17 protein-coding genes and 1 pseudogene are annotated in these 16339 nt (G+C 48.6%); 8 read left to right on the top strand and 10 right to left on the bottom strand.

All coding sequences use genetic code 11. From position 1 onward, the window contains the following. Positions 1-153 precede the first annotated feature (153 nt). The 7 genes from hypE (at position 154) to ACPLJI_RS07050 (ending at position 5637) form a co-directional block, all read left to right on the top strand. The gene (gene hypE / locus ACPLJI_RS07080; protein WP_424730739.1) at positions 154-1164 is read left to right on the top strand and encodes a hydrogenase expression/formation protein HypE; all 1011 of its coding nucleotides are present in this window, start codon (positions 154-156) and stop codon (positions 1162-1164) included. Between the two features lie 20 nt (positions 1165-1184). Beyond that, positions 1185-1607 (top strand): RDD family protein, encoded by a 423-nt coding sequence (locus ACPLJI_RS07075; RefSeq protein WP_424730738.1) that lies wholly within the window; start codon positions 1185-1187, stop codon positions 1605-1607. 48 nt (positions 1608-1655) lie between these two features. Further along, positions 1656-2270: a 5-formyltetrahydrofolate cyclo-ligase gene (locus tag ACPLJI_RS07070; protein WP_424730737.1), complete on the top strand. Its 615-nt coding sequence runs from the start codon at positions 1656-1658 to the stop codon at positions 2268-2270. A 254-nt stretch (positions 2271-2524) separates the two neighbouring features. Further along, positions 2525-3802 carry a DEAD/DEAH box helicase gene (locus ACPLJI_RS07065; protein WP_424730736.1) on the top strand — a complete coding sequence of 426 codons (1278 nt, stop codon included), beginning with the start codon at positions 2525-2527 and terminating at the stop codon, positions 3800-3802. Positions 3803-4034: 232 nt separating this feature from the next. Then, positions 4035-4478 carry a hypothetical protein gene (locus tag ACPLJI_RS07060; protein WP_424730735.1) on the top strand — a complete coding sequence of 148 codons (444 nt, stop codon included), beginning with the start codon at positions 4035-4037 and terminating at the stop codon, positions 4476-4478. Positions 4479-4530: 52 nt separating this feature from the next. Then, the gene (locus tag ACPLJI_RS07055; RefSeq protein ID WP_424730734.1) at positions 4531-5154 is read left to right on the top strand and encodes an energy-coupling factor ABC transporter permease; all 624 of its coding nucleotides are present in this window, start codon (positions 4531-4533) and stop codon (positions 5152-5154) included. Positions 5155-5223: 69 nt separating this feature from the next. Further along, complete coding sequence (locus tag ACPLJI_RS07050) at positions 5224-5637, top strand: hypothetical protein (RefSeq protein WP_424730732.1); 414 nt, start codon at positions 5224-5226, stop codon at positions 5635-5637. A 45-nt stretch (positions 5638-5682) separates the two neighbouring features. Here the strand turns inward: ACPLJI_RS07050 and ACPLJI_RS07045 are convergent, their stop codons facing one another. The 10 genes from ACPLJI_RS07045 to ACPLJI_RS07000 form a co-directional block, all read right to left on the bottom strand. Continuing rightward, positions 5683-6378, bottom strand: a complete 696-nt coding sequence (locus ACPLJI_RS07045) for a CDGSH iron-sulfur domain-containing protein (protein WP_424730731.1) — start codon at positions 6376-6378, stop codon at positions 5683-5685. Between the two features lie 541 nt (positions 6379-6919). Further along, positions 6920-8296 (bottom strand): MFS transporter, encoded by a 1377-nt coding sequence (locus ACPLJI_RS07040; protein WP_424730730.1) that lies wholly within the window; start codon positions 8294-8296, stop codon positions 6920-6922. 121 nt (positions 8297-8417) lie between these two features. Further along, positions 8418-9917: a glutamate synthase-related protein gene (locus ACPLJI_RS07035; protein WP_424730729.1), complete on the bottom strand. Its 1500-nt coding sequence runs from the start codon at positions 9915-9917 to the stop codon at positions 8418-8420. 12 nt (positions 9918-9929) lie between these two features. After that, positions 9930-10985 carry a Coenzyme F420 hydrogenase/dehydrogenase, beta subunit C-terminal domain gene (locus ACPLJI_RS07030; protein WP_424741187.1) on the bottom strand — a complete coding sequence of 352 codons (1056 nt, stop codon included), beginning with the start codon at positions 10983-10985 and terminating at the stop codon, positions 9930-9932. Further along, positions 10985-11674 (bottom strand): tributyrin esterase, encoded by a 690-nt coding sequence (locus ACPLJI_RS07025; protein WP_424730727.1) that lies wholly within the window; start codon positions 11672-11674, stop codon positions 10985-10987. The genes ACPLJI_RS07030 and ACPLJI_RS07025 overlap by 1 nt, the downstream gene beginning before the upstream one ends. 9 nt (positions 11675-11683) lie before the next feature. Then, complete coding sequence (locus ACPLJI_RS07020) at positions 11684-12601, bottom strand: class II glutamine amidotransferase (RefSeq protein WP_424730726.1); 918 nt, start codon at positions 12599-12601, stop codon at positions 11684-11686. Next, positions 12589-13167, bottom strand: a complete 579-nt coding sequence (gene pdxT / locus ACPLJI_RS07015; protein ID WP_424730725.1) for a pyridoxal 5'-phosphate synthase glutaminase subunit PdxT — start codon at positions 13165-13167, stop codon at positions 12589-12591. Before pdxT ends, ACPLJI_RS07020 begins: the two co-directional genes overlap by 13 nt. A 314-nt stretch (positions 13168-13481) precedes the next feature. Further along, positions 13482-14459 carry a malate dehydrogenase gene (locus ACPLJI_RS07010; RefSeq protein ID WP_424730724.1) on the bottom strand — a complete coding sequence of 326 codons (978 nt, stop codon included), beginning with the start codon at positions 14457-14459 and terminating at the stop codon, positions 13482-13484. Positions 14460-14462: 3 nt separating this feature from the next. Beyond that, positions 14463-15029 (bottom strand): HEAT repeat domain-containing protein, encoded by a 567-nt coding sequence (locus ACPLJI_RS07005; protein WP_424730723.1) that lies wholly within the window; start codon positions 15027-15029, stop codon positions 14463-14465. A 191-nt stretch (positions 15030-15220) separates the two neighbouring features. Continuing rightward, on the bottom strand, positions 15221-16105 hold the full coding sequence (locus tag ACPLJI_RS07000) for a tetratricopeptide repeat protein (RefSeq protein ID WP_424730751.1): 885 nt from the start codon (positions 16103-16105) through the stop codon (positions 15221-15223). A gap of 118 nt (positions 16106-16223) precedes the next feature. Between ACPLJI_RS07000 and ACPLJI_RS06995 the strand changes: the two are divergent. After that, positions 16224-16339: pseudogene (locus tag ACPLJI_RS06995) on the top strand (NAD-dependent isocitrate dehydrogenase); the annotation flags it as partial.

Below are 16339 nucleotides of genomic sequence, written 5' to 3'. Positions count from 1 at the left end.
ATGCTATGGATCACTGAATCCGTCTATCTGAACTGCTTCAAAATATTGTCCAGATGGAAACCTCTGACTTGAATTGATATGTGATTACACCAATGAAAGGTTTTATACCATCAGCAAGATACCCTATAACAAGGAGATTGTACAGGTGAATCTATGAAGATCGGCATGTCCCATGGTGCAGGCGGAGAAGTGATGCAGGACCTCATATCAAACATAATACTATCCAATATCCATAATACGAGGGTTAACGGCGGAGTTGGTCTTGAGGACCTTGACGACGGTGCAAGCATACCCCTCGGCGACTATGAGATAGTTATGAGTACCGATGGCCACACAGTCGACCCCCTCTTCTTCCCCGGTGGTGACATAGGTAAGATATCAGTTGCAGGTACAGTCAACGATATATCCGTTATGGGTGCAAGGCCCCTTGCAATTGCAAGTGCAATGATCCTCAGTGAGGGGTTCCCTGGCGAGGATCTTGAGAGGATCGTGCAGTCAATGGACGCTGTCTCCCGGGAGACCGGGGTGTCAATAGTCACCGGAGACACCAAGGTCATGGAGAGGGGTAAACTGGACAGGATGGTCATAACAACCACCGGTATAGGTGTTGTGAAGCGTGGTGAGATAATAAGGGACTCAGGACTGAGGCCCGGTGATAAGATCATACTCACAGGCAGTGTGGGGGACCATGGTATGGCTCTCATGGCCTTCCGTGAGGGTTTTGGATTCGACACCGACCTTGAATCGGATGTTGCCCCTGTATGGGGTATGGTTGAGGCGGCCCTTGAGGTTGGTGGTGTTACCGCAATGAAGGACCCAACGAGGGGTGGTATAGCAAATGCACTCAATGAACTCGCAGATAAATCAGGGGTCGGAATGGTTGTTGATGAGGACATGATCCCTGTGAGGGAGGAGGTGAGGGCTGTATCTGAGATGCTGGGCATCGATCCCTATGAGGTTGCCAATGAGGGTAAGGTCATCATGGGTGTCGACCCTGAATACGCTGATGATGTCCTCAGAGCCGTGAAGAAGGCACCATACGGTAAAAACGCAAGGATAATAGGTGAAGCGAATCAGGACAACCATGTGATTCTTGAAACAAGCCTTGGCGGCAGGAGAATACTTGAGGCTCCTGTTGCTGATCCTGTTCCAAGGGTGTGCTGAGCTGATACAGGAGGGGTGTTATGGAACTTAAGAAGAAGAGGTTTTATGCATTCGTCGTGGATTTCATCGTGGTTACAGGGATAATGTACCTGCTAACAATCCTTTTTTATCCATTAGCACTTCTCCTGAACATTTTCTCAATATACAGCTACTGGCTTCCCCTACTTGGTGTCATAACCATTCTGTATTTCAGCTACCTTGAGTACCATGGCGGAACACCGGGTAAGAGGATGATGGGTCTGCGTGTAATATCACAGGACGGTGAACTCAGGTGGCAGCAGGCTGTCATAAGGAATCTTTCAAGGATACTCTGGTTCCCGCTCATCCTGGACGTCATTCTGGGACGCCTCAGGAATCGTCTGAGGATCCTGGACGCCATTGCAAATACACGGGTTGTCAGTGCAGAGAAGAATGAACAGACACCCACACCACGGCAACCATGATACTGAACTGGATTTCCAATCTACATGCGACTGCAGAGAAGAATGATGATGGATAAGAACTTGCTCAGAGAAAGGATCTGGAAACTCCTGGAGGATAGAGGTGTAAGCAAACGTCCGCATGGTCGCATACCCGACTTTCATGGGTCAGCTGCAGCTGCAGAGAGACTCTCAAGGACAATCGAATGGGAAAGAGCAGATGTTGTATTCTCATCCCCTGATTATGCCCAGCGACCAGTTAGAAGACTGGCCCTGGTCGATGGAAAGGACCTTGTGATGCCCACACCAAAGATAAAGGACGGTTACCTTCTAATTTCAGGAAACGTTCCTGATGCTGAAGCCGCATCAACCATAAGGGGCGCCTACAGGTATGGCTCATTCATCAACAGATTTCCACAGGTTGGCATTGTTGTTGAGGGATCCGTGGCAGTTGATCTGGATGGAAACCGCCTAGGTAAGGGGGGAGGCTACGGTGACAGGGAGATATCCGAACTCCGGGATCAGGGGGCCATAGGCGAGGATACACCCATCGCCACAACGGTGCATGAGCTGCAGGTCATTGAAGGCGTACCTGTTGAGGGCCACGATGAAAGGATAAACATGATAGTTACGCCCATGCGTGTGATAAGGCTCTTTCTCGATGAAAAAATCCCGCGAGTATTCTGAAACTATATTCCAGCTTCTCAGAATGATAAAAACTGTTGCCTTACCTTTCTCTACAAAAACTGTTGCCTTACCTTTCTCTACTAATTCGCACACCAAAAACCATTACTTTAAATAGGTTGGAGTTCAACATGGATATGTGCTGATTTTTAATTATCATGTGCCTGGCAGAAATTGGGGCTATTATGTTTCAGGTCTGCCGGCTGGCAGCTGATAATTGAATAATCGATTTTTTAAGAATTCAGGAAAAAGATAAAATGAAGAAATTGAAATTCAGTGAATTTGATATCTCAGGGAAAATTAACAGGGCCCTTGATGATATGGGATTTGAGGGTACAACTCCAATCCAGGCACTTACATTACCTGTTACACTTGATGGTATGGACGTTGTTGGCGAGGCCCAGACAGGAACCGGAAAAACCGCAGCCTTTGCCATACCACTGCTTGAGAACCTTGAGCCAGAGAGGGTCCCCCAGGCACTTGTGATCTGCCCGACCCGTGAACTCTGCCTACAGGTCACCGATGAGATAAGAAGGATAGGCAAGTACCTTAATGTGAGGGTGCTTGCTGTCTATGGTGGCCAGGGAATTGGAGGTCAGATAGCCGAGCTCAGGAGGGGCGTCCATGTTATCGTTGCAACACCCGGAAGACTTATAGATCATATAGAGAGGGGTACCGTTGACCTTGGAGGCATATCCACGGTTGTGCTTGATGAGGCAGATGAGATGCTCAACATGGGATTCATAGAGGACATAGAGAGGATACTATCCCACGTCCCTGAAAGAAGACAGACCATGCTTTTCTCTGCAACCATCTCAAAGCCGGTATTAAGGATCGCAGAGAGGTATATGAGAAGTCCCCAGATTCTCCGTGTTGAAAAGAAACATAGCCCGCGAATAGACGAGTTCTATTTCAAAACCAGAGAGGAGGACAAGGTTGAGCTCCTTGACTGGATACTGACATCCAATGATATCAGAATGGGCCTCATATTCTGCAACACCAAAAGGAGGGTTCAGAGGCTCAGAAAGCAGCTTGGCCGTATGGGTTACTCTGTGGACGAAATTCACGGGGATCTATCACAGTCAAAGCGTGAACGTGTCATGGAGCGCTTCAGGAAGGGGAGGTTCAACCTCCTTATTGCAACTGATGTTGCTGCACGCGGTATACATGTGCCTGATGTGGAGGTCGTTGTGAACTATGATCTCCCCTTTGAGAACGAGTACTACGTTCACAGGATAGGGCGTACCGGGCGTGCCGGTTCAAGTGGAAAATCCTTCACCCTGGTTGTTGGAAGGGAGGTTCACCGGTTAAGGCGGATCCAGTCATTCACAGGTAAAAGGATAAAGAAGAGCAACATGCCATCCCCCCAGGAGATAAGGAGGGGTTATGAGGAGGACCTTGTGGAGGTGCTCCGGAGAAACCTTAAATCCAAGAGTTACAGTGACTCCAAGCTCCTGGGAAATCTTGTAAGTGAGGGTTACAGTTTCAGGGATATCTCACATGCCCTTCTGGATGTTCTGGAGTCCTCAAAATAGACAGAGGCTGATGTTTTATGGATAGGGGCCTATCTATCAGCCCCTCCTTAGATTCTTTTAATTTTCTAAATCACACAGGACATTTAAACCTTGATTTCTGAAGATCCCCACATCAAAGAGGAGTTCAGAGACCAAATCTCTATTCTGGTATTACTTTAAGGTTTTTATCAGTACCTTCAGTAATAAAAGAGTTTATATGTTGAATATGTTTTAACTAATCCATGGTGATAAAATGAGAAGGTTCCTTATCATTTTAGCGATATTTGCTCTGATCGCAGGTCTCTCGCATCATGCATGGGCCCACCCGGGCCATGGTTACTACATTGAGGAACCATCGGATTCAGGTGACAGTAAATCAGATTCATCCACCACATCAGATTCATCCAGTACTGCAAATAAGCCTTCAGGTCAGAGCAGCAGCAAATCAAGCTCATCAGTTGGTCATAAAACCACAGGTGAAAGTAAAAGGGACTCATCAGCTTCATCAGAGAAAGGCAGCCCTGAAGGCAATGCCCGCTCTGAAAAGAACATTACAGATGAAGGAGAGAATACCACAGAAATAGCCACAGGAACAGCAGATGTTAATGTGAATAAACCAGATTACAGATTCGTACCTGCACTGGCAGGACTGTGCCTGGTTTTTGGTTTAACCGCATTAAGGTTCCCACGTAACTGAATATCCAAAATAAGGTTCATAAACCTTCACACCACTTAACGGAGGTTCAACAGTGCATATACCAGATGGAATCATACCACTGTGGCAGTCAGCAGTCTACTGGGCTGTTGCACTCGTGAACATTGGCATATTCTTCTACATATTCTCAAAGAAACCTGGAAAGGAAAAAAGGATAGCTGGCACAGGACTCTTTGCAGCGGCAGCCGCGGTTGCATCCTCCATATCTGTGCCATCACCCTTCGGTGTCCCGGTGCATTTCTTCCTGATACCACTCGCCGCCATAATACTCGGCCCCCTAACGGCGGTGATGGTTGCGGTGCTCTGCCTACTCGTCCAGTTCTTCATGCTGGGGATGGGGGGGATAACCAGCATGGGGGCCAATATACTGACAATGGGTATCGGCCTTGGAATCGGAACCTATGGGGTCTACCATGTTTTAAGTGAACTTGACAGGGGCCTTGCTGTATTCTCAGCCACATTCCTTGGTATAATGATTGCAACCGCATTACACATCATGATACTCCTGGCAGCGGGTGTTGCGGGCCCTGAAATGCTCATGTCAACACTCATACCATTCTACATATTTGTGGGTGTTGTGGAGGGTGCTGCAAGCATGTTCATATTCTCATTCCTTGAGAGGATGAAACCGGAGCTCATTGCAATGGAAAAGGTCTAGGTGATTCATGTGAAGAAATTCGTGTTTCTACTAATTTTTATCCTTATGGGTGGTGTTTCAGCCCATGGAATGGAAATAACACCAGAATCGTTCATTGTAATAGCAGATAACTCCACAGGAAAACTTGCGCGTTCAGTGGCCGATGAGACAGGGGTCAACGTCACTGTGTACCGTTTCCAGAGCCCAACGGATGTAGAACATGAACTGGAACATGCCCTTGGAAACCCCAGCAAAAAGATACTGGCGGTTGCCTACCAGGACACTGTGAGGGCATTCCTTGAAAGGCACCCTGAACTTTCCACCAGGGTGACGTACTGCAGTGCCGATGAGGCATCAATCAGGAAAAAACTCCTTGAACTCAACTCAGTGAATATAGAAAACACGGGCAGCGGCTTTATGACGCCTTTCCTTTCAGGGGCGCTGATAGGGGCCATAACTGGCCTTTTGACAGGGGCGCTGTGGATGAAAAGGAAAATGGGGTAGAATATCCCGGTTAACCACTTCTTCTTAAATTTCTGCTGCAGAAACCTACTCAATACCCCATTTCTTCTTAAATTCAAGTTTTTCCTCTGCACTCATCCAGTGGCTACCATCACAGAATGGTTTGTTCTCAGATAAACCGCACCGACAGAGGGTGACCCTGTTTCTGGTCTCATACTCCCTCCCATCGGCTGATTCTATTTTTATACCTCCCCTGACCCAGAGTGGCCCCTCGCACTTCTTCTGTTTATCATGAATAACCACTATTGATTTTTCATAGTCCCTTTCATAGGGTTTGCCTGTCCTCCTGTCCCACAGAACCAGTCTCCCTGATGGGCAGATCATTGCCTCCTCAATGGCGATCTGTATGCTCTCAGTGTCACCCTTCATGAGGAGTTCCCTTATACCCCCTGCCCGCAGGCAGAACCTTGAGTGGTCGCATAGTTCAGGGACATCGGTGAGTTCAAGGTCCCCTGCTCTGAAAACGGTCGCCCTTTCAAGGTAGGGCTTAGTTGATGCTGTCTCGGTACCATCAAAGCCCACCTCAAGGTGCGTTCCATCACAGTAGGGTTTGTTCTTTGATGCACCGCAGCGGCAGAGCAGGTGCCTCTCCTTAAGCGGGAACTCTCTTCTCTCAACAAATTCCCTTGTGTGTCCATCCTCATCGGTTACAATTACCTCCTCATAGAGTGGTACCGAGCCCTCAACAAGGTATGGTCCGTCCCTAAGAACCCTTATCCTCATATTTAACACCTACAAGCAGAGCAAGTATCCCCCCATGCATATCAAGGCAAATATGATGAAGGAGCTCTTCCATATATATTTATCCTTGAGGGTAAATATGTGACTCCGTCTATCCTTAGGTAAATATGTGACTCCGCCTAAAAATCGAGAAGATAGCTGTAAACGTTCAGGCACTCATAATCTGCCGATAAGCCTCATTGAACTTACTTTTGATGCTGCAACCCGCCATTCCTAACTGAACACATTATCGTGGTGTTGTTGGGTGATGAGAAGAGTCCGAGCCAGCAGCCAGGACTGACCCGTTACTATAACTGTGATGGGTGTTCCAGCGCCCATTAAACTGAAATTCATATTAAGGTTCTCTCCAGAGGGGACCGCCTTTGATGAACCATGAATGATGCCAGGATTACTGTGCAGCACATAAACCTTCAGATAACCATCCTTCAAACAGTTTCCTCAATAAGAATAGTTTAAATAATTTTCTAAAAAATGAAAAGGTGTGAACAAAGTCACTTTTTCTGAAAGGCTTATCATTGCCCCCTCAACCATCATTCCGGTGGGCGATTGCAGCAAAAACCCCTATGAAGCACAGAACCCCGAATACAAGGAAGCATATCCTCGTGCTCTCTATGAGGAGGTCATAATTTGCAGGGGATATTGGAACCCTCCCTATCAGGAATGCGAAGATGAGTGTCACTATACCTATACTGAAGGCCTGGCCGATGAGGCGCATGGAACTCACGGTGGCGGATGCAATACCATAGTCCCTCCTCTCAACAGAACCCATGATTGCATTGGTGTTGGGGGATGAGAAAAACCCGAAGCCAAGGCCGAGGACAAGGAGAGACATCACTATCATAAACAGGGGTGTGCCCCTATCAAGGATGCTGAGGCTCAGGAGGGCGGCCGCGGTTACCGCCATTCCTGTACCTGCAAGTATCTGGGGGTTGAACCTGTCAGAGGCCCTCCCTGCCAGGGGAGCCACGAAGGCCATGACAATGGGCTGCGTGACGAGTATGAGTCCGCTGGAGCCAGGGTCAAGTCCCTTGATGTACTGAAGGTGGTAGCTCAGAAGCAGGGAAACTGCAAAGGTTGCGCTGTAGTTTATCAGGGCTGCGAGACTTGAGAAACTGAATCTGAGATTTCTGAATAGCCTCACATTGAATACCGGGCTCTCTGATGAGAGCTCAATTTTAAGGAATATCCCAAATGCAAAAATACTCAGAACTATCATGAGTGCCCCTGCAGCATCAGGGAGGGCTGAAAATCCATACATTAAAAGAAACAGAAATATGCAGTAGGATATTGAACCGGGAACATCGAACCTTTCCCCTGAGGCATCCGCCCATTCCCCCTCAACCTTAAGGAGACATACCGCAAGAACAATGAGCGTTACCGGGACCGTCACAAGGAATACGCTCTGCCAGCCAAGGAAATGTGTGAGAAAACCCCCGAGAACCGGTCCCATTGAAAGTCCAATGTAAACTGCGGCCGTATTTATACCTATGGCCTTACCCCTCTCCATTGGCGGGAATACACGTGTGAGCATTGCAAGACCCGTGACGAATATCATCGCCGATCCCACACCCTGGATGGCCCGGAATACTATGAGGGCAGGGGCGGATGGTGAGAATGCTGATAGGACCGATGATACAGTGAATATCAGGTTTCCATAGATGAAAATCCTCTTCATACCGTATATCTCAGAAATCCTGCCAAAGGGTACGGCAAAGATTGCAGCTGCAAGTAGAAATGCCGTTGGAATCCAGGTCTGCAGTATTGCATCTATACCGAACTGAAGTGCTATCACAGGAAGGGCAACGTTGATGGATGACCCCATGAATGGCGTTAAAAAGGATGATAGTGTTGCCGCTATGAGAACATAAACCCTGAGTGACCTGTTGCTGTACTCATTCAAGTCATTCCCTCCAGGAAAAATCTGTTATTACTATTGAGTGCTGTGTTTAAATAGGTTTCATAAAAGGAAAAATGGAAAATTTTAAAAAAAGGAATGTCCAGGGGAGTTAAATGTTCTGCTGCTAAAACCGGGCCGGTGCCTCCAATCCAGCCATCTTAACTCCAGTCAGTACGGAGGCCTCCACTGTGAGCGCCCTGAGGTCATCCTTCTCAAGTTTACTGACATCAGTGTTACCCGCCTGCTGTGTGAGCATGCACACCTCCTCTGTCATTGCCTCTATGTACCTTGCAACGTTTTTACCTGCCTCAACATAGTCAAGGCGCTTCCTGAGTCGTGGGTCCTGGGTTGCAATACCCTTCCTGCAAGTACCCGTGTAGCACATCTGGCAGACGCGGCAGCCAATTGAGACAAGTGCCGCTGTGCCTATGTAGACTGCATCCGCACCAAGTGCAATGGCCTTTGCAACGTCTGCCCCGCTCCTTATACCACCAGCTGCAACAAGGCTCACCTCATCACGAAGGTTGACCTCCTTGAGGGCCTCATCGGCCTCCACTATGGCTGCTATTGTGGGTATACCTGAGTGCTCGGTTACAACGTCAGGCCCTGCACCTGTACCTCCCTGCATACCATCAACCACGACTATATCGGCCCCTGCCTTTGCAGCTATCTTCACGTCATCGGCAACACGGCCAGATGTGAACTTGACCATTATCGGGACCTTCCAGTCGGTTATCTCACGGAGCTGGGATATCTTCATGCTTAGGTCCTCAGGTCCGACGATATCCATGTGCCTTGCCGGGCTCAGTGCATCGGTGCCCTCGGGTATCATCCTTATCCTTGAGACCTCCGCTGTTACCTTCTCTGCAAGCAGATGTCCACCCATACCTGACTTGGCACCCTGACCTATCTTGATCTCAATGGCCTCTGAATTGTTCAGGTAGTCTGCAGAGACACCAAAGCGTCCTGATGCATACTGTGCAATGAGTTTTGAGGCGTATTTGCGCTCCTCAGGGAGCATTCCCCCTTCACCTGTGTTTGTGGCTGTGCCTGCAAGGGTTGCCCCCATTGCAAGGGCTATCTTGGCCTCCTTGCTGAGGGCACCGAAGGACATGGCCGCTATCATGATGGGTGTGTCAAGTTCAAGGGGGTTCTCAGCGTACCTGTTACCCAGGACCACCCGGGTATTGCAGGGCTCCCTGTACTTGTCTATTGGCGGCCTTGAGACCTGGGCAGGTATGATCACAAGGTCATCAAAGGTGGGTATCCTCCTCACCGCACCGCAGCCCCTGACCTTATAGGAACCCTCCCTGGATTTTCTCTGTATTTCAAGAAGGTCAGTGAATGACCATACATTCCTCCTGTCTTCGGGTACGGCGTTAACCTCTATTGCATTGTTGGGGCACATCTCCTCACAGATACGGCACCCCACACAGTTTTCATGCCTTATGGGTACTGGTTCCCCATTTATTATCTCATAAACATCATGCGGGCAGTTGTTATAGCATGAGTAGCAGTTTGCGCAGAGTGACTCGTCCCGGTTATCACACATGTACCAGCAGCAGCCAGGACGGTCAAAGTTCCTCTTACATACATCTTCCTTTCTTTCAACCTTAAAAGGCATCTTTAACCCCTCTTATTCCTTTAATACCTTCAATATCGGGCATACTGAGTACTTGGTGCCTGCAGCCCTCAGAACATCCTCTGGATCCTCCGCCAGTACAGGTACGGGTTTCCATGGTATTGAAGGGTCCCTGTCAACCACCAGTGCACCGTCCACGATTCCCTCCCTGAGGGCATAGGTCAGGAGTGCAGTTACAACACCACCATCCTGGCCCCTGAACATGGGGGCCCTTGCAGAGACTATCTCAGTGTATTCCCCCAGGGGTTCGGCTGCAGATTCATGGCTTATTATGCTGTCGGGTACGTAGGTCCTTGGACACGCCACGTAGCATGCGTTGCAGCCCTCAGGACATTCCCCCTTAACCTCGGGTTTTCTGTCGTTTATCCTCACAATATCCTCTGGACATGACGCCTCGCAGGCCCCGCAGAGCACACATGCGCCAACATCGATGACGTCGGCCCTCAGGTCATCAAACTGGTAGTCCTTAATTTCCTCAGGGTAGAGATCCCCGGGCATCACCCTCCAGTAGAGGACGGGCCTTGCAACCGATTCCCTTCTCTTTATCTCCTCAAGGTTCTCCTCCTTTTTACCTGATGCAAGTTTCTCAAGAAGTTTGAGGCCCTTCCCGGTTATGGGTTCTGTCTCAATGTATCCTGCCTTTGATGCCCCCTCAACCAGCTCTCTCCCCCTCTCTGTCCTTATTATGAGTGTTGACCATCCCTGAGGTGAGCCCACAGATCCCACTGAAACGTCTGACTGTTCTGATGTGAAGTCCATACATACAGAGCAGTTCTTTCTCATTGCAGATCTGGCCCTTTCAAGTGGTATGGATACTGTGCTTCCATCGTTGAGGTGGAACCAGAGCCTGCCCTTCTCTATCCTGCACTCTGAAACATCCCTGAGATCAACACCCTCCTCCTCTGCAAGTTCCTTCAGGTAGGTGTAGGAGAAGTTCTCCATGCAGAAGAGCCCGATTCTGAGTTCAACAGGGAATTCCCCGTTATATTCCTTCATCAGTGTGGCTGCTGTTATCTGGCAGGGTGTTCCGACCATCGCATATCTGCTCATTATCCTTCCTCCGATTCTTCGCCATAAAATGGCCTTTTGCTTCTTGGGACAATCTTTCTGAAGGAATGGTATTCCTCATCTTCAAGTTCAAATCCGTATTCTGAGAGGACACCTCTGAGTTCCTCTTCCTCCTCCGGGGTTATGTCCTCAACCTTTGCGTTCTTTCCAAGGCTTTTTATTTCTCCACCAACGTATATTGTTCCCCTTATGATGGACTCCCCTGCGTCCCCTGCAAGGTCCCCCAAAACTATTATGCGGCCGCCCATCATGAAGAGGCCTGTCATGAAACCTGAGTTCCCGCCTATGATGATGGTCCCGTTCTTCATTATCTCTCCTGTTCTTGAACCTGCTCCCCTTCTTACAACGACTGTTCCGCCGTAGATTCCCTGTCCAACTCCGTCACCGGCCGATCCCTCTATTATGACCTCACCTTCTGTCATGTTGTCTGCAGGGAACCATCCTGCGTTACCATTTATCTTAACCCTTGGACCGTGTATCATTGTCGCGGCGAAGTATCCGGCTGAACCATCTATTATGAGCTCCACGTCCTCTGTGAGTCCCGCGCCGATGTAGTGCATGGCGTTGGGGTTTTTAACCACTATTCTGTCGTGGTTCTTTGCAAGGCTCTTTATGGCCCTGTTAACCTCCCTTGGGGTTTTTGATTCTGCATCAACTACTGCTTCCCTCATCATATCACCCTATATCTCGTATACCCTGACCTCGCCGGGGGATATCTGTTCAACCTCGGTTGTATCCATGACCTCCCTCAGGGAGACCTCCTCCGATGCAACAGCGAATACCTCATCGTTCTCTGCCATCACCCCTGGCCTGAGACCAAGCTGGTCCTTTGCTATCCCCACACCGGTGGGTGTTCCAACTATGTATGAGAAGGGTCCGTCCATATCCCTGACTGACTGCTCAAGTGCCTCCTCCAGGCTGTAGCCTGATGCCAGTTTATCTGCAACGTAGTGGACTATGCATTCTGTGTCGTTGTTTGTCTCGAATACGTGTCCCTTCCTCTCAAGGGGTTCCCTTATCTTCCAGTAGTTGGTTATCTGACCGTTGTGTACCACTGTTATGTCTGGGATGATGTAACTCTGGAAGGGGTGTGCATGGTACCTGTCAACTATGCTCTCTGTTGAGAACCTGGTGTGGCCTATGGCATGTGTGCCCCTCTTTGACCAGGTGTCATAGCGGTCTGCTATTTCAAGTACAGACCCCACATCCTTTATCATTTCAAAGGAGTGGCTTCCATTGAGTACCATGACATCCTCTATCCTGTCTATATCCATTATGAGTGGTTTGAGCTGTGAGAATGATTCGAGGGTGACTCTGCAGCGGTATATTATGTAGTTCTCAACTGATGGGATGATCTCATCTTTCCTTATGGGGCTTACAGTTTCAACTGTTTCCTTAACCCTCTCAAGAAGTCCCTTCTTTTCTTTAATCTCAATGTTAAGGAGGTACTCGTTTTCTTCAAGACCAAGACCTCCATAAATTGAGAATCCCGCTGAGTCGGGGCCCCTGTGCTGCAGTGCATGGAGCATCCTGGTCATGTCTGCCCCGACGTTGTGAAGTTTACCATCCTTGTAGACCACTCCTGCTATTCCACACAATTCAATACCTCCTTTATAAAGTATTCGTGAAGTCCCGTATCCTCTCCCAGTTCAGGGTGGAAGGCGAGTGCAAGGTTGCAGCCCTCCTTCACTGCTATGATCAATTCATCGATTCTGGATAGTACCTCAGCTCCTTCACCCACCTCAAGGGCGGCAGGCGCCCTTATGAATATCCCGTGGAATTTTCTTCCAAGGATCTCTATTTCCTCCTCAAAGGAATCCTTCTGCCTTCCAAAGGCGTTTCTCTTAACCTTCATGTCTATGAGTCCCAGGAGAGGCTGTTCATAGTCGGTTTCCCTTGCAAGAAGAACCATCCCGGCGCAGGTCCCCATGACTGCTTTGTTCTCAGTGAGGATAACATCCTTTATCCCTGTCTCCTCCATCAGTTTACCTATGACGGTGCTCTCGCCGCCGGAGATTATTATTGCATCTACAGCTGATGCGTCCTCAGCTGTCCTAACCCTCACTACCTCTGCATCCACATCCATCCTCTCAACTGCCCTCCGGGTCATCTCGAGGTGCTCGGAAACATCGCCCTGAAGATCAAGAATGCCTATCCTTATCATGGTGTCTCCTTTCAGTTTTTTTGATTAGGTTTTTGGCACATGACCATATAAATATACCGGAAAAGAGTTGCCGGTTATCTCTGAACCCAGACCCGGCAGAATCTCAGTGTACAATGTTCAGAAACCAGGTCTTGAATTAAGTTATAATTGAACAGCTATATAAATATTTCCATGGTAACTCTGAAAGTGTTACATAAAATCAGTGTCCCACGCCCTTAAAGACAATCGGCGCCATGTGGTCACTGAAATGAAAATGGGTAAATGAAAGAACCATCCCCTGAAAGCCGCTGATCAAGCGAAAAGCCCGGCAAAGACTAAAGTGGAAGTTCCTCATCCAGAAACTCCATAACCTTCATTGTAGAGTTTCTGACATGGTTTGCAGCCTCCCTGAAGGCTTCCCTCTCATCTCTATCCATTAGAACAGGCACAACACCCTCTATACCATTCTTACCGAGTTTCACCGGCACACCCAGACACACATCCCGGATACCATCAATCTCACCCTCCATGAGGGTTGAAACCGTGAGTATCCTTCGCTCATCATTCAGTATCGTTGTCACTATGTTGGAGATGGCAAAGGCAGGACCATACTCAGTGGCCCCCTTCCTGCTTATGATGTTGCTACCTGCATTGATAACCTTCTCTATGGTCTTCTTGAGGTCGAACCTCCGGTAACCAGAGAAGTAGTCCCTCCTTGCATAGTGTTCAATTGGTATACCCCCTATGGATGTCGAACTTATGAGTGGGACCATGTAGGGGCCGTGCTGCCCGATAACCCTGGTGTGAACCTCGCTAACATGGACATTAAAATGCCTTGCCATGTAATTCTTCAGTCTGAGGGAGTCAAGGTGGTTTCCAAGGCCAAATACCTTGCTGGGATGAAAACCCGAATACTTAAGCGCAACGTAGGTCATCACATCAACAGGATTGGTCACGACAAGTATAATTGAATCAGGGGCGAACCTGGCAATCTGTCTTGCATACTCGGCAACGATAACTCCATTCTGGAATGCAAGGTCATCCCTGTCCATGTCAGCGGTTCTGGGAACACCCGCGGTTATAACAACTATCCTTGAGCCGTGGACATTTTCGATGTCGGCAGAGTTCTCCAGCTTAACCGAAACCCCCTTGGCTGCAAGGGCGTCGCTCATATCAAGGACCTCTCCAATGTTCTGGTCAAGGCTCTCCCTCCTTGATATGAGGTGCAGTGTCTTCACAGCCTCCTCCTCTGCAAGGCACAGTGCCGTTGCCCTTCCAACACGCCCTGTTGATCCAATTATACTTACCTTCAAAAATTACTCCTCCTGGTGGGTTTCAAGGTAGCTGAGGGCGACCTTTCTTGCGAATCCCGTGCCGGTCTCTGCCAGTTTCTCCATTGCTTCTCTAACCCGTTCCCCACCTATCTGCTCGAGGGACCTTGCAGCGCCACTTCTCACGAAGCCACTATCATCCTCCAGGAGTTCAATGAGTGGTTCAACAGCCCTCTCATCCCTGAAGTTTCCTATGACCCATGCGGCAGCACCCCTTATCTTCCAGTCTTCGCTTGAGAGGCTCTCAAGGAGGGGTTTCACTGCCTCGTCACCCATCTTTGCAAGGGCGGTTGATGCGTCCCTCCGAACCCATTTATTCTCATCGGCCAGGGCCTCTATGAGGGGTCCTATGGACCGGGGATCCCCAATCTTACCAAGTGCCGCAGCTGCTCCCCTCCTCACAAACTTGTTATCATCGTCGAGGGCCTCAATGAGATGTTCAACTGCAGGTTCACCTATCTCACTAAGGAGTTCAATAACCTGAACCCTCATGAGTTCATCGTCTTCCCTTAACTGCTCAATGAGCCTCGCAACGTTTTCTCTCCTCTGCATATAATCACCTTATATTCGTTATGTCCCCGTGGATACATAATATTTATCCTGGAAAACCAGCGTTCTGAAGCCCATGAATTGTACTTCAATACACCAATCAAGCAAAATACGGCTAAACATATCAAGTAAGGGAGAAATGATGCTTAACTCCTGGTGAGGGTATCTATGATTTAGTAAGGGAGAAATGATGCTTAACTCCTGGTGAGGGTATCTATGATTTTAATTGTAACCCTCTCAGCCCCCTCAAGTCCAAGTGACCTGAATATCTCAATTGCCTCCTTGAATACATTGTAGAGGTTTTCACGCTCATCAATAAGGAATAAGAGAACTCCAAGGATCACAAGGGACACCGCAACCCCTCTAGAATCTCCACTCTCCCTGAATATCCTGTTTGACCTTTTAATGAACTTCAGGGCATCGTAAAGCTCACCCTCCTCCATCCTGTAGCGACCTATCAGAAGATTAAGAAGAGCCTCTGTTGGAAGGTCACGTATAATGGTGGCAGACTCCAGGTTTGAATTGATGGCGTCCATGTCACGGTCCTCCCAGTACTTCCCGTATGATTCAAAGGAGTCAATGATACCCATGAGGTCATCTGCAAGTCTGAAGATTTTCTGGGTCTCAGATTGTATGTCTGTGGACTGTGAATTCTGCTGGAAGGGTTCAGGTTCAGTATCATCTACACCAACCGCCTCCCTTATCTTACCCGCCTCATATATCTTATCCCTCAGTTCATCTGCAACCCTGCTGTTGATATCCGAGTATATCGAGAGGGCCTCTGAGTAGCATTTCATAGCCCTGTCAAATTCCCGCTGCGACATCAGGGAGTCCCCAAGGAGTTCAGAGGCATATGCAACGCCCTCATGAAATTTGAGTTTCCTGTAGGTTTCAAGGGCCTCCTCAAAGCTTCCCACTGCCCTCTCGGTTTCCCCCCTGTCAAGGTAGATGACCCCTATATCTATGAGAACCTCAGCCTCATGTTCCTGATACTCGTGAAGCTTCTTCTCGTAGTGTCTGAGAGCGCTTCTATCATCCCTCAGAGAATCAAATATACTGAGAACGGTAAGATAAAACACCAAAAATTCCCCCCACCTGATATAATTTTATCATAGGATCCTTAAATATTATACCATATCCCATGGAATCATCCAGGAGCAGATACTGGATTCATGGAATTAAACTTAAGGTGTTCAGATGTACAGGATAACAGTTATACCCGGCGATGGTATCGGTAAGGAGGTCATGGAGGCCGCCCTCCACGTTCTTGGGGGGCTGGACCTTGAACTGGAATTTGTGTATGCAGAGGCAGG

This window comes from Methanothermobacter sp., from assembly GCF_049720995.1.
Taxonomy (GTDB): Archaea; Methanobacteriota; Methanobacteria; order Methanobacteriales; family Methanothermobacteraceae; genus Methanothermobacter.
This window is presented reverse-complemented; position numbering and strand designations above follow the sequence as displayed.